Annotated in this window: 20 protein-coding genes; 9 read left to right on the top strand and 11 right to left on the bottom strand. The window is 67.5% G+C overall.

Annotation, left to right across the window (positions count from 1 at the left end):
- Nucleotides 1–146: 146 nt before the first annotated feature.
- Nucleotides 147–1,412 (bottom strand): YbfB/YjiJ family MFS transporter, encoded by a 1,266-nt coding sequence (locus tag WH265_RS19120; protein WP_339559342.1) that lies wholly within the window; start codon nt 1,410–1,412, stop codon nt 147–149.
- 78 nt (nt 1,413–1,490) lie between these two features.
- Between WH265_RS19120 and WH265_RS19115 the strand changes: the two genes are divergently transcribed.
- Genes WH265_RS19115 through WH265_RS19100 form a run of 4 tightly spaced genes read left to right on the top strand, consistent with a single transcriptional unit; the run spans nt 1,491 to nt 4,963 of the window.
- Nucleotides 1,491–2,387, top strand: coding sequence for a LysR family transcriptional regulator (locus WH265_RS19115; protein ID WP_339559341.1), 897 nt, complete (start codon nt 1,491–1,493; stop codon nt 2,385–2,387).
- Nucleotides 2,384–3,436: an NAD(P)H-dependent flavin oxidoreductase gene (locus WH265_RS19110; protein WP_339559340.1), complete on the top strand. Its 1,053-nt coding sequence runs from the start codon at nt 2,384–2,386 to the stop codon at nt 3,434–3,436. The genes WH265_RS19115 and WH265_RS19110 overlap by 4 nt, the downstream gene beginning before the upstream one ends.
- A 53-nt stretch (nt 3,437–3,489) precedes the next feature.
- On the top strand, nt 3,490–4,386 hold the full coding sequence (gene pdxY, locus WH265_RS19105) for a pyridoxal kinase PdxY (protein WP_339559339.1): 897 nt from the start codon (nt 3,490–3,492) through the stop codon (nt 4,384–4,386).
- 19 nt (nt 4,387–4,405) lie between these two features.
- Complete coding sequence (locus WH265_RS19100; RefSeq protein WP_339559338.1) at nt 4,406–4,963, top strand: GNAT family N-acetyltransferase; 558 nt, start codon at nt 4,406–4,408, stop codon at nt 4,961–4,963.
- Between the two features lie 30 nt (nt 4,964–4,993).
- On the opposite strand, the gene WH265_RS19095 is transcribed toward WH265_RS19100, so the two are convergent.
- The 4 genes from WH265_RS19095 to WH265_RS19080 form a co-directional block, all read right to left on the bottom strand.
- Nucleotides 4,994–6,286 (bottom strand): O-antigen ligase family protein, encoded by a 1,293-nt coding sequence (locus tag WH265_RS19095; RefSeq protein WP_339559337.1) that lies wholly within the window; start codon nt 6,284–6,286, stop codon nt 4,994–4,996.
- A complete protein-coding gene (locus WH265_RS19090) occupies nt 6,283–7,095 on the bottom strand; it encodes a glycosyltransferase family 2 protein (RefSeq protein ID WP_339559335.1) in 813 nt (270 codons plus the stop codon). Before WH265_RS19090 ends, WH265_RS19095 begins: the two co-directional genes overlap by 4 nt.
- Entirely contained in the window at nt 7,096–7,302 is a 207-nt protein-coding gene (locus WH265_RS19085) for a zinc-finger domain-containing protein (protein WP_021028650.1), read from the bottom strand.
- Nucleotides 7,303–7,546: 244 nt separating this feature from the next.
- The gene (locus WH265_RS19080; RefSeq protein ID WP_312989542.1) at nt 7,547–7,978 is read right to left on the bottom strand and encodes a glycerate kinase; all 432 of its coding nucleotides are present in this window, start codon (nt 7,976–7,978) and stop codon (nt 7,547–7,549) included.
- Between the two features lie 189 nt (nt 7,979–8,167).
- Between WH265_RS19080 and WH265_RS19075 the strand changes: the two genes are divergently transcribed.
- The 4 genes from WH265_RS19075 (at nt 8,168) to WH265_RS19060 (ending at nt 12,778) form a co-directional block, all read left to right on the top strand.
- The gene (locus WH265_RS19075; RefSeq protein ID WP_339559333.1) at nt 8,168–8,881 is read left to right on the top strand and encodes a MarC family protein; all 714 of its coding nucleotides are present in this window, start codon (nt 8,168–8,170) and stop codon (nt 8,879–8,881) included.
- 193 nt (nt 8,882–9,074) lie between these two features.
- The gene (locus tag WH265_RS19070) at nt 9,075–10,586 is read left to right on the top strand and encodes a S1C family serine protease (RefSeq protein ID WP_339559332.1); all 1,512 of its coding nucleotides are present in this window, start codon (nt 9,075–9,077) and stop codon (nt 10,584–10,586) included.
- Nucleotides 10,583–11,677: an FHA domain-containing protein gene (locus WH265_RS19065; protein ID WP_339559331.1), complete on the top strand. Its 1,095-nt coding sequence runs from the start codon at nt 10,583–10,585 to the stop codon at nt 11,675–11,677. The genes WH265_RS19070 and WH265_RS19065 overlap by 4 nt, the downstream gene beginning before the upstream one ends.
- Before the next feature lie 96 nt (nt 11,678–11,773).
- Entirely contained in the window at nt 11,774–12,778 is a 1,005-nt protein-coding gene (locus WH265_RS19060; RefSeq protein ID WP_339559330.1) for an aldo/keto reductase, read from the top strand.
- 6 nt (nt 12,779–12,784) lie between these two features.
- On the opposite strand, the gene WH265_RS19055 is transcribed toward WH265_RS19060, so the two are convergent.
- Both WH265_RS19055 and radA read right to left on the bottom strand, forming a co-directional pair.
- Complete coding sequence (locus WH265_RS19055; protein WP_339559329.1) at nt 12,785–13,459, bottom strand: phytanoyl-CoA dioxygenase family protein; 675 nt, start codon at nt 13,457–13,459, stop codon at nt 12,785–12,787.
- A gap of 4 nt (nt 13,460–13,463) precedes the next feature.
- Nucleotides 13,464–14,849 (bottom strand): DNA repair protein RadA, encoded by a 1,386-nt coding sequence (radA, locus tag WH265_RS19050; RefSeq protein WP_021025375.1) that lies wholly within the window; start codon nt 14,847–14,849, stop codon nt 13,464–13,466.
- 135 nt (nt 14,850–14,984) lie between these two features.
- Between radA and WH265_RS19045 the strand changes: the two genes are divergently transcribed.
- The gene (locus tag WH265_RS19045) at nt 14,985–15,611 is read left to right on the top strand and encodes a glutathione S-transferase family protein (RefSeq protein WP_339535834.1); all 627 of its coding nucleotides are present in this window, start codon (nt 14,985–14,987) and stop codon (nt 15,609–15,611) included.
- 13 nt (nt 15,612–15,624) lie between these two features.
- On the opposite strand, the gene WH265_RS19040 is transcribed toward WH265_RS19045, so the two are convergent.
- The 4 genes from WH265_RS19040 to WH265_RS19025 form a co-directional block, all read right to left on the bottom strand.
- Nucleotides 15,625–16,491 carry a substrate-binding domain-containing protein gene (locus WH265_RS19040; RefSeq protein ID WP_339559328.1) on the bottom strand — a complete coding sequence of 289 codons (867 nt, stop codon included), beginning with the start codon at nt 16,489–16,491 and terminating at the stop codon, nt 15,625–15,627.
- A 54-nt stretch (nt 16,492–16,545) separates the two neighbouring features.
- Entirely contained in the window at nt 16,546–18,168 is a 1,623-nt protein-coding gene (locus WH265_RS19035) for an ABC transporter substrate-binding protein (protein WP_445228556.1), read from the bottom strand.
- 170 nt (nt 18,169–18,338) lie between these two features.
- Entirely contained in the window at nt 18,339–18,956 is a 618-nt protein-coding gene (locus WH265_RS19030; RefSeq protein ID WP_339559327.1) for a 4'-phosphopantetheinyl transferase family protein, read from the bottom strand.
- Between the two features lie 2 nt (nt 18,957–18,958).
- Nucleotides 18,959–23,026, bottom strand: coding sequence for a Pls/PosA family non-ribosomal peptide synthetase (locus WH265_RS19025; protein ID WP_339559326.1), 4,068 nt, complete (start codon nt 23,024–23,026; stop codon nt 18,959–18,961).
- Nucleotides 23,027–23,069 lie beyond the last annotated feature (43 nt).

The following is a 23,069-nucleotide window of genomic DNA, read 5'->3' as shown; positions in this document are numbered from 1 at the left end:
ATGTTTGCATAGGCGCAAACGTTTGCGCCCCGGAGTTTACCCCAAGGTCAAACAATGTTTCACGAGTTGGACATGCGGGCCGGGCGCCTTTGGGCGCCCGGTTTTGCAGCCCCCTTGCCGTTGGCTGCCAGCGGCGTTTCCGCCGCTCAGCCCTGGTGGGGGTGGCGCCAGACCATGCCGGCCAGAACCACCATGCCCAGCACCAGCGCGCCGCCCGCCGCCGCCAGGCCATAGGCAAAGCCCTGCTGGGTACTGGCGCTGTGGGCCAGCATCCAGGCCACCATGGGCGGGCCCACAATCTGGCCCAGCCCATAGGCCGCAGTCAGCAGGCCCGGAAAGCTGCTGAGTGCGCTGGGCCAGATGCGGCGCGCCTCTTGCAGCGCAAAAAAAGTCAGCGCGGTAAACGGCAGGCCCAGCAGCAGGCTGCCCAGCGAAAAGCCCAGCGGCGTGGGCCACAGCGCGCTGATCGCAATCGACACCGCCTGGATGCCGTAGCCGGCCATCAGGAGCCGGCGCCGGTCCCAACGGGCGGGCAAATGGGTCGACAAGTAGGCGCCCAGCGCCACGCCGCCGCCAAACATGGGCCAGAACAGGTCAGGCCAGATCGAATCGGCCGGCAGCGCGCCCCGCGCAATCACCGGCAGGTAGGTGGCGGTAACGATATAGCCCAGGCCGGCCAGGCTGTAGGCCAGGGTCAGCAGCAAGCGGTCCACCGGCCCCTCGGGCGCGACGGCCACGGCAGTGCCCGTCTGCGTGGGGGCTGGCGGCGGCGCCAGCGGCCCGCGCACCACCGTCATCACCATCAGCCACAGCACCAGCGCCAGCAGCGCAAAGGCCAGCCAGGCGCTGACGGCATGCCAGCCGGCCGCCACCATGGCGCTGGTGGCCAGGCCCGTGAGCGCAATGCCGATGCCCGGGCCGCAAAACAGCAGGCCGCCCATCTGCGGCCGCCCCAGATGCGCCAGCTGCGACATGCACCACAGGGTGATATTGAGAAACACCACCGCGCTGGCCACGCCCGAGACAAAGCGCAGGCTGGCCCAGGCGCCGGGCCAGTGCAGCGCCATCGCCGCCGTCAGCACCGCAGTGATGAACAGCCACCAGTGCACCATGCGCGAGGGGTGCAGGCGCTGCATCAGGCCCGGGGCCACCCAGGGCAGCACCATGCAGACCAGCGAACCCACAAAGTAGCCCAGGTAGTTGCTCATCGCCAGCCAGCTGCCTTGCGCCAGGTCGATGCTGCCGTCGTGCAGCATCATCGGCATCAGGGGGGTAAAGGCAAAGCGCCCTACGCCCATGGCCGAGGCCAGCGCCAGCATGCCGGCCACCGCGACCCACCAGGGGCGCTGGCCCCAGCGCAGTGAGGGGGCAGGGGTGGAAGGGGAAACCGAAGAGCTGACCGAGGGTGGCATGGTGCGGACCTAGTGCTTATGTATCTTTTTTGGAGATGCTATGTTAAATTAACATCTTCAAAAAAGATAGATACCGCCGTGTTGGATCTCGCCACCCTCGCCATTTTTCAGCAGGTCATTGCCAGCGGCAGCATCACCCGCGCTGCACAGCAGCTGGGCCGCGCCCAGTCCAATATCACCACCCGCATCCAGCAGCTGGAGGAGTCGCTGGGCGTCGCGCTTTTTGTACGCGAAGCCCGGCGCATGGTGCTGACACCCGAGGGACGGCAGCTGCAGCGCTATGCCGACCAGCTGCTGACCCTGGCCGAAGAGGCCACGCAAAGCCTGCGTGGCCAGCACCCCAGCGGGCGGCTGCGCCTGGGCTCGATGGAGAGCACGGCCGCCGCGCGCCTGCCGCTGCCGCTGGCCGCTTTCCACCGCAGCCACCCCCAGGTGCAGCTGGAGCTGTCCACGGCCGCCTCGCTGCAGCTGATGGAGCAGGTGCTGGACCACCAGCTCGATGCCGCGCTGGTCGCCTGGCCGCCTCCGGATGTGGATGCGCCGCTGCCGCTCGATCTGGTGCCGCTGTACGAAGAATCGCTGCTGCTGCTGCGCCCTGCCCAAACCCAGGAAGGGGAGCTGCCGCGCACCCTGGCCGGTTTCAGCGATGGCTGCACCTACCGCCGCATTGGCGAGCAGTGGATGGCGCAGGCCCATGGCCCTGCGCCCACGCGCGTGCTGCAGCTGTCCTCGTACCATGCGATCGTGGCGGCCGTGGCCGCAGGCAGCGCGGTCGCCGTGGTGCCGCAGACCGTGCTGGATCTGCAGCGCGATGCGCTGCCGGTGCGCAGCGAGCCCTTGGGCGCCTGCACCACGATGTTCGTCACCCGCCAGGGCTATGCCACGCCCGCGGTGCAGCAGCTGCTGGCCGTGTTGCAGGCAGCGGCCCCCACCCCGACCCCCACCCCTTTCCCCACCGCGATGGAGACCGTATGACCCGCAACCTGACACAAGAACTGGGCCTGCAGCTGCCCGTGGTGCAAGGCCCGATGACCGGCTCGGACAGCCCGGCGCTGGCCGCTGCCGTCAGCGCCGGCGGCGGCCTGGGCTCGCTGGGCTGCGGCATGCGCTCGCCCCAGGCGATGGCGGAAGCCGCCGCTGCGGTGCGCGCGCAGACCGACCGGCCCTTTGCGATGAATCTGTTTGTGCAGGCCACCCCCGCGCCCGATGCCGCCACCGTGCAGCAGGCCTTGCAGCGCCTGGCCCCGCTCTATGCCCGCTTTGGCGCCGAGCCGGCCGTGCCCAGCCAGTGGTGCGAAGACTTTGCGCAGCAGCTCGATGCGCTGGTCACCTGCCGCCCGGCCGTGGCCAGCTTTACCTTCGGCATTCTCAGCGCCGCCCAGGTGCAGCGCCTGCAGGGCGCAGGCAGCCAGGTCTGGGGCACGGCCACCACGGTGGCCGAGGCGCTGGCCTGGCAGGCGGTGGGGGCCGATGCCGTCATCGCCAGCGGCAGTGAGGCCGGCGGCCACCGGGGTACCTTCTTGGCAGACTATGCCTCGTCGATGGTCTCCACCCTGCCGCTGGTGCGCGACTGCGTGCGCCAGCTGCAGCTGCCGGTGATTGCGGCCGGCGGCATCATGGATGGTGCCGGCATTGCCGCCGCCCAGGCGCTGGGCGCGCAGGCGGTGCAAATGGGCACGGCCTTTCTGGTCTGCCCCGAATCGGCCATCAACACGGCCTACCGCGCCGCGCTGGCGGCCGCCCAGGCCACCGACACGGTCACCACCCGCACCATCTCGGGCCGGCCTGCACGCGGCATCCGCAATGCGATGATCGATGCGCTCGAAGCCGAGGAGGGTGCCATTCCGCCCTACCCGGTGCAAAACGCACTGACCGGCGCGCTGCGCAAGCTCGCTGGCGCGGCGGGCGATGCACAGTACCTGTCACTCTGGGCCGGCCAGGGCGTGGCCCAGGCCCGAGCCCTGCCCGCTGCGCAACTATTGCAGCAGCTCAAGGCGGAGTGGCAGGCCGCGGGCGCACAATAGCAGCCAACGCCCGGCAGCCTGGTCCGGGCCCTCGCCCGCAAAGACTGCCTACCGTGAACACTGCTGCACCCTCTGCCACTGCGCAAGCCTCCCGCCCCGTCATCCTGTCCATCCAATCCCATGTGGCCTGGGGCTATGTCGGCAACTCGGCGGCGGTGTTTGCGCTGCAGCGCCTGGGTTTTGAGGTGCTGCAGGTGCATACGGTGCTGTTCAGCAACCACACGGGCTACGGGCAGTTCCGGGGCCAGATCCTGAGCGCCGAACATATCCGCGAAATCCTCGCCGGCCTGCGCGAGCGCGGCGCGCTGCACAAAGTGGGCGCCGTGCTCTCCGGTTACCTGGGCAATGCCGATACCGGCGCAGCCATTCTCGACGCCGTCAACGACATCCGCCAGGCCAACCCGCAGCTGCGCTACCTCTGCGATCCGGTGATGGGCGATGTGGGCCGGGGGCTCTTCGTGAACCCCGCCATCCCCGATTTTCTGCGCGACCAGGCCATCCCGTTTGCCAACATCATCACGCCCAACCAGTTCGAGTTCGAGTTGCTGAGCGGCACCAAGCTGGGCAGCACCGAGGAGGCCGTCGCCGTCGCGCGCCAGATGCGTGGCCGGGGGCCGGACACCATTGTCATCACCAGCCTGGCCACACCCGATATCGCGGCCGACCAACTGGGCACCCTGGCCGTCAATGGCCAAGGCGCCTGGCTGGTGACCACGCCGCGCATCGACCTGCACCCGCTCCCCAACGGCATGGGCGATGTGTTTGCCGCCACCTTGCTGGGCCGTTTGACGGAGAGCCGCCCCTTGCCCGAAGCGCTGGAGCTGGCCACGGCCACCTTGTATTCGCTGGTCAAGGGCACGGTAGCGGGCTCACGCGATCTGCCGCTGGTGGCAGCGCAGGCCCAGCTGATCGAGCCGGCGGCGCGCTTTGCGGCGAAGCAAGTGGCCTGAGCAGGAAGTCACCCACCGCATGTTGAACCCAAGCCCCGTCCCCCGTCTTCAGCTACGCGCCTTTGCATCCAGCGATTTCGAGGCCTACGCCCACTACCATCGCCAGCCTGCCGTCTACCGCTACCTGTATGCCGATGCACCGCAGGACACCGCCGTATTGCAGGCCCAGTTCGCACGCGATGCGCTGCCCCAGCGCCTGGCCCAGGAGGGCGACACCCGGCGCTTTGCCGTAGTGCGCAGCAGCGATGGCTGCCTGCTGGGCGAGACCCTGCTCAAGCTGGCCAGCGCCGCGGCGCGCCAGGCCGAGGTGGGCTATATCTTTGATCCAGCCTATGCTGGCAAAGGCTATGCCACCGAGGCGGTGGCGCTCACATTAGCGCAGGGGTTTGGCGACTTGGGCTTTCACCGCATTTTTGCGCGCTTGGATGCCGCCAACCAGGGCTCGGTGGGCGTGGTCGAGCGCCTGGGCATGCGGCGTGAGGCGCACCTGATCGAGAACGACCAGTTCAACGGCCAGTGGGGTGATGAATACATCTATGCCCTGCTCGCCCGCGAGTGGCACAGCCGCGCGGGCTGAAGCACCGGTGAACCCTCTTGCGCTGTATGCTCAGCGCTGGGAATGCAAAGCCAAGAGTGCGCGCTCACGTCCAATCAGCGCACCCAGCAGCAGCACCAGCAGGTAGACGTAGAACAGATGCCCGCTGTTATGGGCAAAAAACACCTGGGTCAGGCCAAAGCCCATGTAGCACAGGGGCACCATGATGCCCAGCATGCGCAGGTAGAGAATCTGGCGGTCCATAGGCGCGCCGGGGCACTGGGCCATGCGCTTTTGCGTGGGCCAGAAGATCAGCAGCGGCACGGCATAAAAGGCCAGCAGCAGGGCCACCCCCACCAGCCCGCGCTTGGCAAACATGTCGAGCAGCTCGTTGTGGGCATGGTCGTAGGGGAGGACCGAGGCACTGGCCTCGCCCGCTTCCACGCGGCGGGCCTTCTCGGCGATATAGCCTTTGAGGCCCCAGCCGGTCAGCGGCTTGTCCAGCCCCATGTGCCAGGCCAGGTGCCAGTGGGCCAGGCGCTGGCCGACCGAGGTTTCTGCCGCATCGCGGTCCTGCACCTCGTAGCTCTGCACCTCGTGCACGGCGGTGTGGTAGCGCTGGGCCATCTCGTCGCCTTTGAGCGAGACCAAGCCGCCAATGCCCAGCACGGCGGCCAGCAGGCCCAGGCCCACCGGTTTGCGCAGACCGCAGCGCCACAGCAGTACCGCGCCAATCAGCAGCACAAAGGGCAGCACGATCCAGCTGCCGCGCGTATCGGACAGGATGACGGCGAGCAAGCCGAACAGGCTGCACACCAAGCCCAAGGCGCGCTGCCAGGCCGACAGCGAGCGCCACAGCAGCAGCACGCCAAAGCAGCAGGCCAGCGCCAGCACCAGCGCAATGCCGCTGAACTGGATCGCATTGGTAAAGCCATTGGCGCGGTGGGCATCGGTCCAGCCCGTCTGGTAGACGGCGACCAGTCCCGCGCCCAGCGCGCCCGCCAGCATGCCCCAGCCCAGCGGCCGCACCCGGGGCGCACAGCTTTGCAAAAAACCCAGGCCGGTGATGGCCAGCGCATATTTGACGAACTGGTCGCTGCGCGAGCGCAGGAGCCAGTCATCAAAGCTCATGGTCCACAACACCGCCATGACGGCGAGCATCAGCGCCCAGGCGATCGCGCGGCGGTCCCAGCGGCGGCCCCACCACTGGCGCACAAATACGAGGCTGGCCAGCGCCAGCACTGCGGCGCCAAAGGAGTAGCCCGAGGGCAGGGTCAGCGCCACACCGGGCACCAAAAAGGCCGCCAGCTGGCTGGCCCGCATCGCGGGCGTGGGCGCAGCGGACGCTGCCGCAGCCAGGCTCATCGGCGCACGTCTCCGCTCAGATACGGGCGGTCATAGGCCAGGGCGACGTAGCGGAAGAAGCTCTCCAGCGCGACGAACACGCAGTACAAAAAGCCCGCGCCCCCGCACAGAAAGCCGAAATGGAAGAAGTAAAGACGCACAAACATGGCAATCGATGAGGCCATGCCGCGCAGAATGCCGCCGCGCACGCCCTCTTCGGCGCGCTTGGCCGCGCCCAGCATCGCGTACTGGGTGAGCTTTTCCAGGCTGGAATGCACGGTGCTGCGCGAATGGTGCAGCAGCGGCGTGCGCATCAGGTGGCGCGTCACATTGGCCCGGCTCAGCTGCGCCTCTTCGTGCACCACGCCGGTGTACTCGCGCAGCAAACCGCGCCAGAACAGGCGCTCGACCTTGGCGGTGGAGCGCAGGTACTTGAGCTCCTTGCCGAAAGCGACCATGCGCCAGCGCACCATCCAGATCGCCTCCTCGCCGGACTGGACAATGGCCTCCAGCTCCTCGCGGAAAGCGGGAGAGATGGTCTCATCGGCGTCGAGGAAGAACACATAGTCTCCCTTGGCGTGGCTGAGCAGCCGGTTGCGCTGCAGCGCAAAGCCCTGCCAGTCTTCGTAGCGAAACACCTGGGCACCGAGGCCGCAGGCAATGGCCGTGGTGCGGTCCACACTGCCACTGTCCACCACCACCACCTGGTCGGCAAACGAGGCGCTGCGCAAGCAGGCCTCGATGTTGTCTTCTTCGTTGAGGGTGAGGATGCCAATGGTCAGCGTCAGCCTGCGCGAAGCTGCAGCGCCGCCCAATGGGGAATCAGTCACTCAATGGCCACCGTGGAAGGTTTCGCCCGCCTTGAGGCGGTACACCGTACCGCAGTAGGGGCACTTGGCCTCACCGCTGTGGCCCACGTCCAGAAAGACGCGGGGGTGGCCACTCCACAATTTCATATCTGCCTTGGGGTTGGGACAAAACACGCCGCCTTGGGCGTTCAGGTCTTTGGCCAGCAACTCAACAACTGCCTGCGTCATGGTTTTCAACTTTCCTGCGCCAGCCCTGCACCTCTGGGGCGAGCCGGCTATCGATGATTCTGTGGGCACGGGCAAATGGTGGGGACCAGCCCCAAGGGGCTCCCATGCTGGGCAGTGATTTTACGTGGACGGCGCCCGCCTTGGCAGAAGATAGAGAGCGCGCGCCTCAGAATTGAGCGCCAACCCCCTCTAAAGGGCCGGTGCAAGCGGCCGGCGGGTCGCCCTTGTTACAAGTAAGCTGGCCTCAAGGCTGAGGGTGGGCGGGGCTGTCCGCGCCATCCTGCGCGTCGCTGGGGCGCTGCAGTGTCCATTTCTGCAGGCGTCCGTGCACAAATTCGCAGGTGACGCTGGAGTCCGTGTTGTCGCGCCATACAAACACCTCGGGCTGCTCCAAAGCCTGCGACTGGCGCAGGCCCAGCGAGCGCGTCATGGCCACCACATGCACCAGCGGCACATTGGCTTTGAGCTTGGCATTGAGCATGACGGCACTGGCCACATAGCCCAAAGGGCGCTCCGAAGCGCGTTTCATGATGGTCATCAGACGGGTGAAATGCAGCATCAGCCACAGCACAATGCCGCCGCTGACGGCCAGCACGCCCATCCATTTGTAATTTTGGTAAGCAGCCCCCAGCAGCACCAGCAAGCCGACGGGGATCAGTATGTTTCTCCAGTTCATGGCGCTATTGTCCACTGCCTGCGCAGATGCCCTTGTCGCCAGGGGCCAATTGTTTGCGCCCGCTGCCCGCCAGTTTTCGCGGCGGCAGGCGTACCTTTGGCCCAACACCGGCCGCCGCAGGCCCTAGCGCAAGCCCGCTTTGGCTGGCATGCTAGCGCGCCAGATCCTCCTATTGCCTGGTGCCCTTTCATGAGTTTTGCCATTGCCTTTGCCGCCTTCAGCAAGAGCTTTTTGCTGGTGGTCGCCACCATGCTGCCGATCCTGAACCCCGTGAGTGTCTCGGCCATCTTCCTGACGCTGACCGAAGGGGCCTCCAACGCCACCCGCCGCAGCATCGCGACCCGCATCGCCGTCAATGTCACCTTGCTGCTGATCTTTTTCATGCTGGTGGGCTCCTACATGCTGGAGATGTTCGGCCTGTCCATCGATGTGGTCCGGCTCGGCGGCGGCCTGCTGGTCTCCGTCATTGGCTGGAACATGATCAACACCAACTCCACCGAAGGGCGCACCGAGAAGCTGGCCGAGGCCTTCACGCCCGAGATGGCGCGGCGCCGCGCGTTCTACCCGCTGACCTTTCCCCTCACCTACGGCCCGGGCAGCCTGGCCGCCACGATCACGATCGGCGTGAGCCTGCTCGACCGCAGCTCGCCAGCCATCACCGTGGTCAACGTCATGGGTGCGGCCGTGGGCAGCCTGGTGGTGGGTGTCATCTTGCTGCTGTGCAACCGCTATGCCGACAAGCTGCTCAAACCGCTGGGCGAGACCGGCACCATTGTGTTTCTGCGCATCTCCGCCTTCATCCTGCTGTGCCTGGGGATACAGATCGCCTGGAGCGGGATGAGCAACCTGATCAGCGATGCCATCGCCCATGGCGTGACCCAGGCTTATGAGCAGCGGCACTGAGGCACGCCTGGCCCGCATCCACGCTCAGCCCCCGGCATGCATTGCGCACCCGCGACGCGCCACAACTGCAAATGCTTACCTGCTATGACGTCTGCCGCTGGTGCAGTGGCACTTTTATTTTGATAGCATGCCAGGCTACTGGCTTGCCCGCTCCTGCGTCTGCGGCTTCCTCCCCGGCGCACACCCCAACACCATGACCCATTGCTCATCTTCCCCTTTGTGGCGCAACGGCCTGGCACTTGCGCTGGCGGCCTTGCTGGCAGCGCCCGCGCTGGCCCAGGCCCCGTTGCTGCAGGCGGCCAGCCCGCTTGCAGCCGAGGCCGCTGTGCCTGCACCGACGGCGCCATTAACGAATGCCGCGCCCACCGCGCCAACGGCACCGCCTGCATCAGGATCGCCTGCAGCTGCCAGCCAGCCCGCAGCCGCTGCTGCGGCCGAGGCCCCGCCCCCCTCGCCCGATGCCCAGCAGGCCTATATGGCCGCGCGCGACAAGCTGGTGCAGATCCGCACCTTGCGCCGCCAGACCAATACGCAAAGCAGCACCGGCTCGGGCTTTTTTGTCTCCGAGGATGGCCTGCTGATCACCAACTACCACGTCGTCAGCCAGCTGGCGCTGGAGCCCGAACGCCACCGCGCGGTGCTGGTCTCAGTCAGCGGCCAGGAGGCGCCGGTGCAGCTGCTGGCCATCGATGTGCTGCATGACCTGGCGCTGCTGCGCGTGGCCCCGGCCAAGGACAGCAGCGCAGGCGCAGAAGGCGCCTCGGAGCGCCGCTACAGCGCGCTGCCGCTGCGCCCCAGCAGCCGGCCGCTGAGCGGGGGCGAGCGCATCTTCTCGCTGGGCAACCCGCTCGATGTCGGCTTTGCGATCACCGAGGGCACCTACAACGGCCTGGTGCAGCGCAGCTTCTACCCGCGCATCTTCTTTGGCGGCACCTTGAACCCGGGCATGAGCGGTGGCCCGGCCATCGACACCCAGGGCCGTGTGGTCGGCGTCAATGTGGCCAAGCAGCTGGGCGCCGAGCAGCTGAGCTTTCTGGTGCCGGTGGAGTTTGTCGAGCAGCTGCTCGCCCAGGGCCGCGAGGCCGCGCCGGTCAAGGGCGCCATGCATGCCGAAGTCACGCGCCAGCTGATGGCGCACCAGAAGGACCTGGTCGACCGGGTGCTGAGCGGCAGCAGCCGCACAGAGCGCTATGGCCCCTACCGCGTGCCCGTGCCGTCCGAGACGCTGGCGCGCTGCTGGGGTGATGGCCGCGAGCGGCGCAGCGAATCGCTGTTTGATTTTGAGCGCAGCCAATGCCGCATCGACAGCGAAGTCTTCACCGGCGACGGCGATGTCGGCGGCCTGGGCATGCGCTACGAGGCCTATGACGCGCCGCGCCTGAGCCCCTGGCAGTTTGCGCACACCTATGGCGCCAGCTTTGCCAATGAGCCCATGCGCAAGCGCGGCAACCGCGTGCGCACCGGCTATGAATGCCGCGAGGATTTTGTCGCAGGAGACGCCAAGCTGCCGCTGCGCGCCGTCGTCTGCATGGCCGCCTACCGCAAGTTCAGCGGCCTGTATGACCTGACCGTGCTGGCCGTCTCGGTGGACCAGCCGCGCCAGGGCGTGCTCGGCCGCCTCAACGTCAGTGCCGTGAGTTTTGACAATGCCCAGCGCCTGGCCCGCCAGTACCTGCAAGGCTTCTCCAGCGAGGCCGCCCAATGAGCCAGCACGATTACCCCGAATTGACCGACATCGCCCCCGACCACGAAGAAGCCAGCACCCAGGCACCACCCCTGGCGCAGGAGCCCGAAGGCGCTGTGCTGGAGCTGGTTGAGCGCGGCCACCGCCTGGCCATGGCCCTGCCGGTGTTTGCCTGGCCCTGCACGATTGGCCGCGCCGCCACCAATGACCTGGTGCTGACCGACCCCAGCATCGGCCCCAGCCATGTGCGCCTGCACCAACCGCAAGCAGGCCACCCTAATGCGGGGCAATACGAGGTCGAGGTGCTCGACAGCACCAATGGCGTCTGGCACGGCCGGCGCCACTACCGCGCCGGCGAGCGCTTTGCCTGGCAGCCCGGCCAGCGCCTGACCCTGGGCCGGGGCGTGCAGTTGAACCTGCGCAGCACCGCCCAGCCGCTGCCCGCCACCCAGCGCTGGCGCCCGTTCTCGCGCGCCCAAGGGCTGCTGACGGCCATGGCCCTGGTGCTGCTGGTGCTGCTGTCGGCCTGGACCACCTGGCTGGGTGCCACCGAAACCGGGGCCCTCGCCCGCCAGCTGCCCGCCATCCTGCTGTGGATGCTGGGCGGCCTGCTGGTCTGGACCCTGGGCTGGTCGATGATGGGCAAGCTGTTCACCGGGGTGACGGGCTTTTGGCGCCATGTCTGCATTGCCTCGGTCGGCATGGTCGCCATGGCCTTGCTCGATGTGCTGCTGTCGGTGACGGGCTTTGCCATGTCCTGGCCGCTGCTCAGCCGCTTTGCCAGCCTGGCGTCCTTCAGCTTGATGGCTGTGGTCATCTGGTTCCACCTGCGCGCGGCCACCCTGGTATCGGCCCGCACCTTGGCGCTGGCCGTTGGCGGCTTGCTGGTGCTGGGCGTGGGCGCCAAGCTGGGCCTGCAGTGGCAGACGCAAAAGCGCCTGGGCGACAACCTCTACATGTCCACCATGCTGCCGCCGGAGTGGCGCTGGGCGCCCACCACCTCGGTGGACCAGTTCATGCAAGGCACTGACAACATGCGCGAGCAGCTGCAAAACCGCAGCCAGCTGGAGAAGGACGACGACGAGGAAGGCGACGACAGCGGTCTCGATTGAGCATGGATGCGGCGGGGCAAGCCGCAGCCCGTGACTGACAAACCGGCGGCGGCCCGCTAGCATCGAGGGACTCGACCTGATTCCCGAAGGACCAAGATGCAGTACCGCCAGCTGGGCGCCAGCCCCCTCCAAGTCTCCGCCCTGTGCCTGGGCACGATGATGTTCGCCGACCAGACCGACCTCCAGGAGGCGGCCGCCATCGTGGCCGATGCGCGCGCCCAGGGCGTCAACTTCATCGACACCGCCGATATCTACAGCAAGGGCGAGTCCGAGCGCATGGTCGGCCAGCTGCTGCAAGGCCAGCGCGATGACTGGGTGCTGGCCACCAAGCTGGGCAACGCCATGGGCAGCGGGCCCAACCAAGGCTATTACTCGCGCGCCTGGATGCTGCGCGAGGTCGAGGCCAGCCTGCGCCGCCTGCAGACCGACCGCATCGACATCCTCTACCTGCACCGCGACCGCGCCGGCCTGCAGTTGCAGGAGCCCCTGTATGCCCTCAAGCAGCTGATCGACAGCGGCAAGATCCTGTACTGGGGCCTGTCCAACTTTCGCGGCTGGCGCATTGTCGAAGCGGTCTACACCGCGCGCGAGATCGGCCTGCCGCCGCCCATCGTCTGCCAGCCCTACTACAACCTGCTCAACCGCATGCCCGAGACCGATATCCTGCCCGCCTGCGCGCAGTTCGGCATCGGCGTTGTGCCCTTCAGTCCCATTGCACGCGGCGTTCTCAGCGGCAAGTACCAGCCCGGCATGGAGCCGCCCAAGGACAGCCGCGCCGGCCGCCAGGATGCCCGCATCCTGCAGACCGAGTTCCGCCCAGAATCCCTCGTGATCGCCCAGCAGGTGCAGCAGCACGCCGAGCAGCAAGGTATCAGCGCCGCGCAGTTCGCCACCGCCTGGGTGCTGGCCCACAACGCCATCAGCGCGGTCATCGCCGGCCCGCGCACCTTGAAGCAATGGCAGGACTACCAGCCCGCGCTGAACTACCAGATCACCGTGGACGACGAGCGCCTGGTCAACGGCCTGGTCAGCCCCGGCCACCCCTCGACGCCCGGGTACAGCGATCCGGCGCATCTGTGGCCACAGGGGCGGCTGGTTTAAGGGCGGCTACACGGCGGCGGCCCAAGCCAGCCCATAAGGCAGCTGCGCAGGGCCAAACAAAAAATGCAGCACGCGCCGACGGCTGCTGCCGCTCGCTTTGGACGAGGCGTGCAGCAGCAAGGGCCGCATCACCAGCGCGGCGCCTTGGGCAGCCGGGCATGCGAGCTCTCCCCGTTCATCACGCAGCTGCAGAGCAGCTGCGCTGTCGATGACGCCCATGGCGTGCGAGCCCGGCACCACGCGCAAGGGGCCGTCATCGGGACCGCAGTCCTCCAGATGCACACGCACCGCCACCAGCTGCTCCAGCACCTGCGGGGGGGCCTGCACAAAATGGGTCGCGTCCTTGAGCGCCCAGCCCTTGAGTGCGGGGTGTTCCAGCTTGCGCTGCACGGGTATCGCCAGATCCTGGTGCAACGCCACCAGCCAGTTGGTGTCGCGCGACTTTTCGAAATAGGTGCATTGCACCGCCAGATGGCCCTGAGGAATCAGATCGGCCAATAGCTGGGCTGCACGCAACTGCCCGGCCATGCGCTCACACCATGGCAGAGTCAGCAGATGGCGTGCGCCGGGCCCCTGCCCAGTGCGCCCTTGCAGCTCCGCCAGCACCGATGCGCAGCCATCGGCCGCCAGCACACCGGGAACCAACGCAAAGCCGTCACGCGCAAAGGCCTCTGCCAGCATGCGCTCAGTCCAATCCCCGCACCAGCGATATCGCCTCGTCCACCCGGTCCACCGCGTGGATGGTGATGCCCTCGATGGGCTTTTTGGGCGCATTGGCCTTGGGCACGACGGCGACGCTAAAGCCCAGCTTGGCGGCTTCCTTCAGGCGCTCCTGGCCGCGCGGGGCGGGGCGCACTTCGCCGGCCAGGCCCACCTCGCCAAAGGTGATAAAGCCCTTGGGCAGCGCCTTGCCGCGCAGGCTGCTGGTGATGGACAGCATGACAGCCAGGTCAGCGGCTGGCTCGCCGATGCGCACGCCGCCCACGGCATTGACGAACACATCCTGGTCGGCGCAGGCCACGCCGGCATGGCGGTTGAGCACGGCCAGCAGCATGGCCAGGCGGTCACGGTCCAGGCCCACCGACAGACGGCGCGGGCTGGGGCCGCCGTCATCGACCAGCGCCTGGATCTCGACCAAAAGCGGGCGCGAGCCTTCCAGGGTGACGAGCACGCAGCTGCCAGGCACCGGCTCGCTGTGCTGGCTCAGAAAGATCGCGCTGGGGTTGTTCACGCCCTTGAGGCCTTTTTCCGTCATCGCGAAGACGCCAATCTCGTTGACGGCGCCAAAGCGGTTCTTGATGGCGCGCACCAGGCGGAAGCTGCTGTGCGTGTCGCCTTCAAAGTACAGCACGGTATCGACCATGTGCTCGAGCACGCGCGGGCCGGCCAGCGCGCCCTCCTTGGTCACATGGCCGACCAGCACCACCGCAATGCCGGTGCTCTTGGCCATGCGCGTCAGGTGGGCCGCGCATTCGCGCACCTGGGCCACCGAGCCGGGGGCCGAGCTCAGCTGGTCCGAGTACATGGTCTGGATCGAGTCGATGACGACAATGGCCGGCTGCGTGCTCTCGCAGGTGGCCAGGATCTTCTCCAGCTGGATCTCGCTCAGCACATTGACCTGGCTGTTGTCCAGCCCCAGCCGGCGCGAGCGCAGTGCCACCTGCGCGCCGCTTTCCTCACCGGTCACATACAGCGCGGGCAGCCCCTGGTGCTGCAGTGCATCCACCGCCTGCAGCAACAAGGTCGATTTGCCGATGCCCGGGTCACCGCCGATCAGCACCACCCCGCCTTCGACAATGCCGCCGCCCAGCACCCGGTCCAGCTCGGCAATGCCGCTGGGCGTGCGGGCCACTTCGGTGGCCTCGATGGCGGCCAGCGGCGTGACGGCCTGGGCCTGGCCGGCGTAGCCGGTGCGGCCGGTCTGGCTCAGGCGGTTCTTGCCGCCGCCTGCGGCCTCGGCCGTGCTCTCCACCAAGGTGTTCCAGGCATTGCAAGCGGGGCATTTGCCCAGCCAGCGCGGGCTGGTGCCGCCGCATTCGCTGCAGATGTAAACGGATTTTTCTTTGGCCATGGGGTGGACGTTTCGGAACAGACACCCATGGTAACGGCGAGCGCAGCACATGGCCGGCAAATCGATTAGCATCCCCAGGCGATGCGGCAGGCGCCATGCGCTGGCACCGCCGCCAACCCCCATCCAAGGAGCCCCATGAGCCAAGACCTGACCCTGTACTACGCCCCCGGAACCTGCGCGCAGGCCGTGCTGATTGCCTTGCATGAGGCGGGCGCTGCCTTTGATGCCCAGCGCCTGAACATGGCCGAAGGGGCGCAGCGCACGCCGGCCTACCTGGCCATCAACCCCAAGGGCCGCGTGCCCGCCTTGGTCACGCCGCAAGGCGTGCTGACCGAGACGGCCGCGCTGCTGCTGTATGTGGCGCAAACCCACCCCGACAAACAACTGGCGCCGCTGGACGACCCGTTCCAACTTGCCCGTCTGCAGGAGTTCAACAGCTACCTGGCATCGACCGTGCACATCAGCCATGCCCACCGCCCACGCGCTGCGCGCTGGGCCGACGACGAGGCGGCCCAGAAAGCCATGCAGGCCAAGGTGCCGCAGAACATGCGCGATGCCTTTGCGCTGATCGAGCAGCACTACCTGGGCGACAAGACCTGGGTGATGGGTGAGCAGTACACGGTGGCCGACGGCTACCTGTTCACGATGGCCGGCTGGCTCAAGAGCGATGGCGTGGATATCAACGAGTTTCCGCGCGTGGCCGCCCATTACGCCCGCGTGGGCGCGCGCCCTGCGGTGCAGGCAGCGCTGGCCCAGGCCTGAGACGATGAGGGACTCAAGGCTGGTACTCAGCCGGGTCCAGGTGCTCGGCCGGCGGTGGTGGCGGCCGGGATACCCCTGCCACCGGCTCCCAGCCTGAGCCGTTCCAGTCATGCATGGCCGCTTCGCGCTGGTAGAAGCGGGCCAGCAGCTGGGCCCCTGCGGTGCTGCAGGCCTGGCGAACAATGCCGGCGCTGTAGACCGCCTCGTAGGCCAGGGGGGGCGGTATCTTGCCCACCACCTGCAGCTCGGCAGAGCGCGGCAGCTCGCTGCGCAGCAGCAGGCCCAGCTCCGCATCGCCCCGCGCCACCAACTGGGCCACCTGCGGGCCAAACACCTTGATGCTCTTGGGCAGAGCCTGGGCAGTCAAATCCAGCTCACGAAACAGCTTTTGCTCGATAAAGTCGCTGCCATCGGCCGACGGGTAGGCGATGCTGCGCGTGGCCTCCAGCATCTTCTTGGCGTCTTCCGTGTCCTGGAGCTCCGGCACGGGGCGGCCGGCCTGCACGATGGCAATCAGCGGTGAGCGCACCACATCGTAGAGGCGCCCCGGCCGCACCAGGCCCTGGGCCTGCAACAGCTGCAACACCGCGCGCGGCGCCAGCACCAGATCGACACAGCCCGCCTGCTGCAGGTACTGGGCCAGCGCCTGCGCCACCGCAGGCGACGCGCCGTAGCCGGGCTCGGCGCGGATCTGGGTGGGGATCATCAGCTGCCCGGCCAGTGCCCGGTGCACAGGCACAAAGCCTTCGGTCATCAGCAGCTGCACCGGCAGGCTGGCCTGGTCCAGCGCGGGTTCCGCATCGGGCTGCGGCGGCTCGGAGGCGCAGCCCAGCAGCGCCGCAGCGGCACAGCTGAGCAGGAAGGAGCGGCGAAGAGGCATCAGGCGCATGCAGGCATTATCAGACAGCGGCGCCTTGGCCCTCTCACCCGCCCGTCAATTGGCCACGTTCAGCAGACGCCAGTCGATGTAGTTGTCCGCGCGGGTCGGGATGCTGACCTTCTTGCTGGTCGCCCAGGGCGTGATCAGGTTGAACAGCGGAATATGCGAGATGGCCTTGTGCTCGTTGAGCAGCACCTTCTCGATCAGCTGGTTGCGCAGCTTCAGATCCGTCTCGGTCTTGACGCGCTCGATCATGGCATCTTGCTGCGGGTCGGAGAAGCGGCCCAGGTTGAAGTTGCCGTCGCCACTGCCGCCGGGCGAGCGCAGCAGCGCCTGCAGGCTGTAGTAGGCGTCAAACGTGGGCACCGACCAGCCCAGCAGGTAGACACTGGCTTCGTAGCGCTGGATCATCGGGAAGTAGGTCGCGAACGGGTAGGTGCGCAGCTTGGCCTTGATGCCCACCTTGGCCCACTGGGCGCTGATGGCCTGGCACAGCTGCTCGTCGCTCGGGTAGCGGCCGGCCGGGCAGGAGAACTCGAACTCAAAGCCATCGGGGTAGCCCGCCTGGGCCAGCAACTTCTTGGCGCCTTCCGCATCAAAGGCCAGGCGCTGGTCGGCCTGCTTGGTCCAGCCATTCACATGGTGGGCAATCAGGGTGCCAGTGGGCTGGGCCAGGCCGCGCATCACCACGCGCTGGATGGTGCCCATGTCAATCGACTGGTAGAGCGCCTGGCGCACGCGCACATCCTTGAAGGGGTTCTTGCCCTTGACGCTGGACTGGGGCAGCTCGTCGCGGAACTGGTCCATGCCCAGGAACAGGGTGCGGTCAGCCGCGGATTCGAGCACCTGCAGGTTGGGCGCCTGCTTGATGCGCTGCAGGTCGTTCATGCTCGGGTCGATGATGAAATCGACCTCGCCCGACAGCAGCGCGGCCGTGCGCGTGGCGTCCGACTTGATCGGCGTGTACACCGCCTGCGTGATGTTGCTGGGGTACTGGGCCTTGCCCCACCACTGCGGGTTGCGCTTGAGCACCAGGCGCGAATCCTGCGACCAGCTGTCGAGCACATAGGGGCCGGTGCCCAGCGCATGGCGGTGGGCATAGTTCTCGTCCTTGGCCTTGATGTCCTTGGGCACCTCGGACTGGTGCTGCACCGCCCAGGGCTTGCTCATGATGCGCAGCTCGGTCAGCTGGTTGACCAGCACCGGGTTGGGCACGTCGGAGAAGATATCCAGCGTGCGGGCATTGACCACCTCGATGCGGTCGATGCCCTGGGTGTAGACGACAAAGCCGGAGCTCTTGGCCTTGGCCCGTTCCAGCGAGAACTTCACATCATCGGGGGTCAGCGGCGAGCCATCGCTGAAGGTCACGCCTTCGCGCAAGGTGATGCGCAGCTGCTTGGGGTTGATGCGCTCCCACTTGGTGGCCAGCGAAGGCTCGGGCTTTTGCGTCTGGCTGTTGTACTCGACCAGCGCCTCATACACCGCACGGTGTACCGAGTTGTTGACCCCAACATTCTGCGCATGGATATCCCAGGACGAGAGGTCGGCCGATCGGGTCCAGCGGAAGTTCGATGCCTGGGCAGAAAATGCCATGCCGGCCACTGCGCCGGCGATGGCCAGGGTGCAGACGCTGCGCGCCCAGCCGTTGCGGCCTTGCAGATAAGTGGTGGGTTGCATCACAGATTCCTTCATTCCATGCAAAAAATCAAAACGCCGCACTATGGCAGTGCAGCCCGGCCGCGCCAACGATTTATTCGTTGTATCGATATGGGCCTGGCGCAGTGCAGATTCTGCTAGCGGCGGGCGGGCAGGCCAGTGTAACGGCCCCGCCAAAAACCAGATGCGGCTTAGGCCGAGGCGCGCCAGGCCAGCGCGACCGCGCCCGCAGCACTGTCCAGATCCCAGAGCGCGATGCCGGCATTCCAGCCCTTTTGCCGCTGATCGGCTTCGGCCAGTGCCAGCCCGGCGCATTTGAGCTGGGCTTCCAGCCGCGCCCATTGCCGGGCAAAGGCGCGCTGCCAATCCATGCGCTGCAAGCCGGTCAGTGTGGCGGCCGCATCAGCCTCCAGGTACAGCGCAGCCACCGCCGGCCAGCCAGCGGCATCGATATCGGTCTGCGCATCACCGGGCGGCCCTTGCACATCAATGCCAACGGTACCCTCTTGCGTGCAGGCCCAGACCGCCAGCGCATCGGCATAGCTGATGGACAGTTGCCACCCTGGCAGCACCTGCCCGTTGCGCAGCAACTGCGGCGCCTGGCCGGCCCGGCGCTGCACGGCCAGTTGCGCTGGCTCGCAGCCCAGCTGTGGCGCCAAGGCCTGGCAGATCGCCAGGTAGACGGCCTCGCGCAGGCTCTCGCGCGGCAGCGCGCCGGGTGGCGGTGCGCCCGCCATCACCACCGCCTGGGCCTGTACCCGGCCCTGCAGCGCTGGCGGCAGGGCCAGCGGCTGCCTGGTCCAGTTCAATGCTAAGCCCGCCATGGCGCGGCCGGCGCGCCCTGCCAGCGGGTGCCGGCGGGCAGGCGTTCGCCCTTCATCACCAGGGTCATCGGGCCCAGCTGCACGCCATCGCCCAGCTCGGCGCTGTAGAGCACGGTGCAGCGCGCGCCCACCGTCACCCGCGCGCCAATCACCACGTCATCGACCTTCATCACCCGGTCTTCAAACAAATGGGTTTGCGGGCAAGACAGCGCATTGAGCTCGCTGTGCGCGCCAATGGTCACGCAGTCATGCTCGGTGATGTCGGTGGTGTCCAGGTAGGCGCTGCTGGCAATCTTGCTGCCCAGCAGGTTCATCGCCAGATTGAGCCAGGGCGTGCCGCGCAGGTAGCGCAAGAAGTTGGGCACCGCAATACCTTCGTACATGCTGGTCGTCGCCTCGGACAGCCAGACAAAGGGCGTCCACATCGGCGCAGCCTTTTTGCGGTAGCGCCCCACCAGCAGCCACTTGAACAGCGCCACCGCCCAGAAGGCGCCCAGGCCAAAGACCATGCCGGCGATGGCCAGATCCAGCACCACCGCGCCCCAGCGGCCGGCAGCGGCCAGCGGCATCGCGTCGAGCACAATCGCATAACCGGCGGCAATCACCAGCGCATGGGGCGCGCCAATGCGGAAGGCCTCGACCAGGCCCCGGCCCAGCACGCGGCGGCGTGACGGCGCAAAGGTCAGGTGGTCGGGGTAGCCCTGCACGACTTCGCGCGCAGGCAGGTTGATGGCCGGCGAGCCAATCCAGGTCTGGCCGGCCTGCATGTCGGCATTGCGCGGCACGGCCGACATCACGCCGATCAGCACCCCTTCGGGAATGGTCGAGCCATCGGGCACATAGGCGCCATTGCCGATAAAGCTGCGGCGCGAGACCACCGTGGGCTGCACCGTCATATAGCCGCCATCGATGCGCTCGTCGCCCAGCATCACCGCATCGGCCACAAAGCACTCGTCGCCCAGGGTCAGCATATCGGGCACCACGCCCAGCGCGGTCGACAGCTCGGTGCGCTTGCCCACCTTGGCGCCCAGCATGCGGTACCAGCTGGCCGAAAACACCGTCGCATAGATGCCGTGCAAGGTCGCCAGGCTCCCTTCCTGGATCTGGTTGGTGAGCCACTTGCCCAGGTAACGGCCGCTGTGCACCGACCAGGTGCCCGGCTGCAGCCGGGGCAGGAACAGGTAGCGGATCAAGGCGGCCACCAGCATGGTGCAGACCACCAGCACCAGGCTGGCGGGCAGCGCCAGCACAAAGAACTTGAAAAAGCGCAGGATAAAGGCACCCAGCGCATCGACCGTGCCGTCTTCGAGCAAAGGCCGCACCGAGATCGCGTCCACATCCAGCCAGTCGATCAGCAAGAACGCGGGGAACACCGGCATGAAGAACAGGGTCGCGATGCTCAGGCCGCCCACCGCATAGACCAGCATCTCCCAGGCGCGCCAGGCAGCGCTGGGCCGCACGCGCTCGGGCATGCAGCTGGTGTCAAAGTCCGAGACGGGCTGGGCCGGCGAGCCGGTCCAGACGCTGCGCGCGGGCTGCACCTGGCCGTCACTCAGGCTCGACTGCCCTTCCAGATGGGCCCAGTCGCCCAGGCGGGTATTGCCCTCCAGCACCACATAGGAGCCAATGCAGGCATCCGCGCCGATATCGACCGTGCCCAGCAGCAGCCAGCCGCCTTCGACCCGGGCGTTCTCCAGGCTCACCACATTGCCCACGCTCGCTCCGGCGCCAATGCGCAGCAGATCGGGGGCGCGCACCGTCATCGAGCCCAGCAGCACATCGTTGCCGATCTTGGCACCCAGCGCGCGCAGCCACAGCGGAAACAGCGACGAGCCGGTGATCATGCCCACCGGCACCGCCTCCACGAGACGGTCGGCCAGCCACCAGCGGAAATAGGTCAGGCCCCAGAGCGGGTAGCGCCCGGGCTTGAGGCGGCCGGCAATCAGCCACTTGCCGGCCCAGGCCACGACAAACTCCAGCACCGTGGCCAGCGCAAAGGCGAGCACCGACACCGCAATGGCCACCGCCACCGAGTCGTTCTCGTCACCGGTAAAGAAGTGGTAGGTGAAGAACGGCGCCAGCCATTGCGCCATCTTGACCAGCACCAGCAAAGGAATCGCCACCGCCTGCGCGGCGCCACAGCGCCAGCGGCGCAGCGCCGAATGCTCGCGGAACGCGCGCGCGGCCGGTGCCGGCGCATCGTCCGCCACCATGCTGGCCTGCAAGGCCTGGGCAATCGCGCCCACGCGGCGCTGCTGGTAGATGGTGCTGACGGTGGCCTGCGCAAAGCGCGCATCGGCACGCAGCACCGAGGTCAGGCGCGCGGCAAACAGCGAGTGGCCGCCCAGGTCGCTGAAGAAATCGAGCGAACGGCGGATGGGCTGGCCGGGGAACATCTGCGCCAGCGCGGCAAACAGCAGCGCCTCGGCCGGGGTCTCGGCGGTGTCCGAATCACCGCTGTCCACCGCGGCACTGAGCGCGGCGGCACGCAACGCCTTGCGGTCGATCTTGCCCGAGGTCAGGCGCGGCATCAGCGCCAGCGCCTCAAAGCGGGCCGGCACCATGTAGGGCGGCAGGCGCTCGGCCAGCGCGCTGCGCAGCGCGGCATGGCTGGGGGGTGTCTCCAGCGGCACATAAAAGGCCACCAGCTGGTCGATACCGTCGTCCTTGCGCAGCAGCACCGCCGTGGTGCCCACACCGGGCTGCTGGGCCAGCACGGCCTCGATCTCGCCCAGCTCGACGCGAAAGCCCCGGATCTTCACCTGGTCATCGGCCCGGCCCAGGCATTGCATCTGGCCTTTTTCATCGATGCGCGCCAGGTCGCCGGTGCGGTAGAGGCGCGTGTCGTGCGGCCCTGCCGGCCAGGGGTTGTCCAAAAATTTCTCGGCCGTCAGCTCGGGCCGGCCCAGGTAGCCAGCGGCCACGCCGGGGCCGGTAATGCACAGCTCACCCACTTCGCCCGCTGGCAGCCCCACCAAGCGGGGCGCGGTGCCGGCGGGAAAGCTGTCCGCCTCGATCACCTGCACCACCACCATGCTGTAGTTGGGCAGCGGCGTGCCGATAGTGACGGGCTCGCCCGCCTGCAGCTCAGCCAGGCTGGCCGATACCGTGGCCTCGGTCGGCCCATAGGTGTTGAACAGCTGGCGCGGCGCGCCGGTGCCCGAACGCGCCCAGCGATCGACCAGCGCTTCGGGGCACATCTCGCCGCCCAGGTTGATGATGCGCAGGCTGGGCACATCCTGGGCAAACAGCGCCAGCAACGTGGGCACGGCATGCAGCACGGTGACCTGCTGCTCCAGCAAGGCCTGGGGCAGCGCCTCGGGGTCGCCGGCAATCTCACGCGGCGCGATCCACAAGGTGGCACCCACCAGGTAGCTGATCCAGATCTCCTCGAAGGACATGTCAAAGGCCACCGAGAAGCCCTGGTAGACCTTGTCACCCAGGCGCACGCCCAGGCGCGCATTCTCACTGCGCAAAAAATGGCAGATGCTGCCCTGGTTGATGGCGATACCCTTGGGCTTGCCGGTCGAGCCGCTGGTGTAGATCACATAGGCCGGATCGCTGGGCTGGGCATTGCTGCGCCGGCGCAGCGGGGTGCCTGCGGGCAGCTCGGCCAGCAGGTCCAGATCGGTCAGCAGCGGACACAGCACCTGGGCATCGCGCAGGCCCTGCTGGGGCGTGGCAGCGGCCATCAGCAGCGCCTTGGCGCCGGCGTCTTCCAGGCAGGTCGCTATGCGCTCGGGGGGTGTTTCGCTGTCAAAGGGCAGCCAGGCGGCGCCCGTCTTGGCAATGGCCAGCTGCAGGCTGAGCAGCGCAATGCCGCGCGGCAGCCACAGGCCCACCATATCGCCCGGGCCAATGCCCGCTTCCATCAGCCGGTGTGCCGCGCGGCTGGCGTCGGCATCGAGCTGGGCGTAGGTCAGCTGCCGCGCCCCGGCCATCAGCGCCACCTGCTCGGGGTGGGCATAGGCGGTGGCCTCGAACACATCGGCCAGCACCTCGTGGCGCAACAGATCGGGGCGCTCAGGCCCCCGCAAAACAACAGTCTCAGACATGGCAGCAATACCCGGCAGCTGCAGAAGGCGCAGGCGCACCGCC

This window comes from Comamonas sp. MYb396, assembly GCF_037479555.1.
Lineage (GTDB): Bacteria > Pseudomonadota > Gammaproteobacteria > Burkholderiales > Burkholderiaceae_C > Comamonas.
This window is presented reverse-complemented; position numbering and strand designations above follow the sequence as displayed.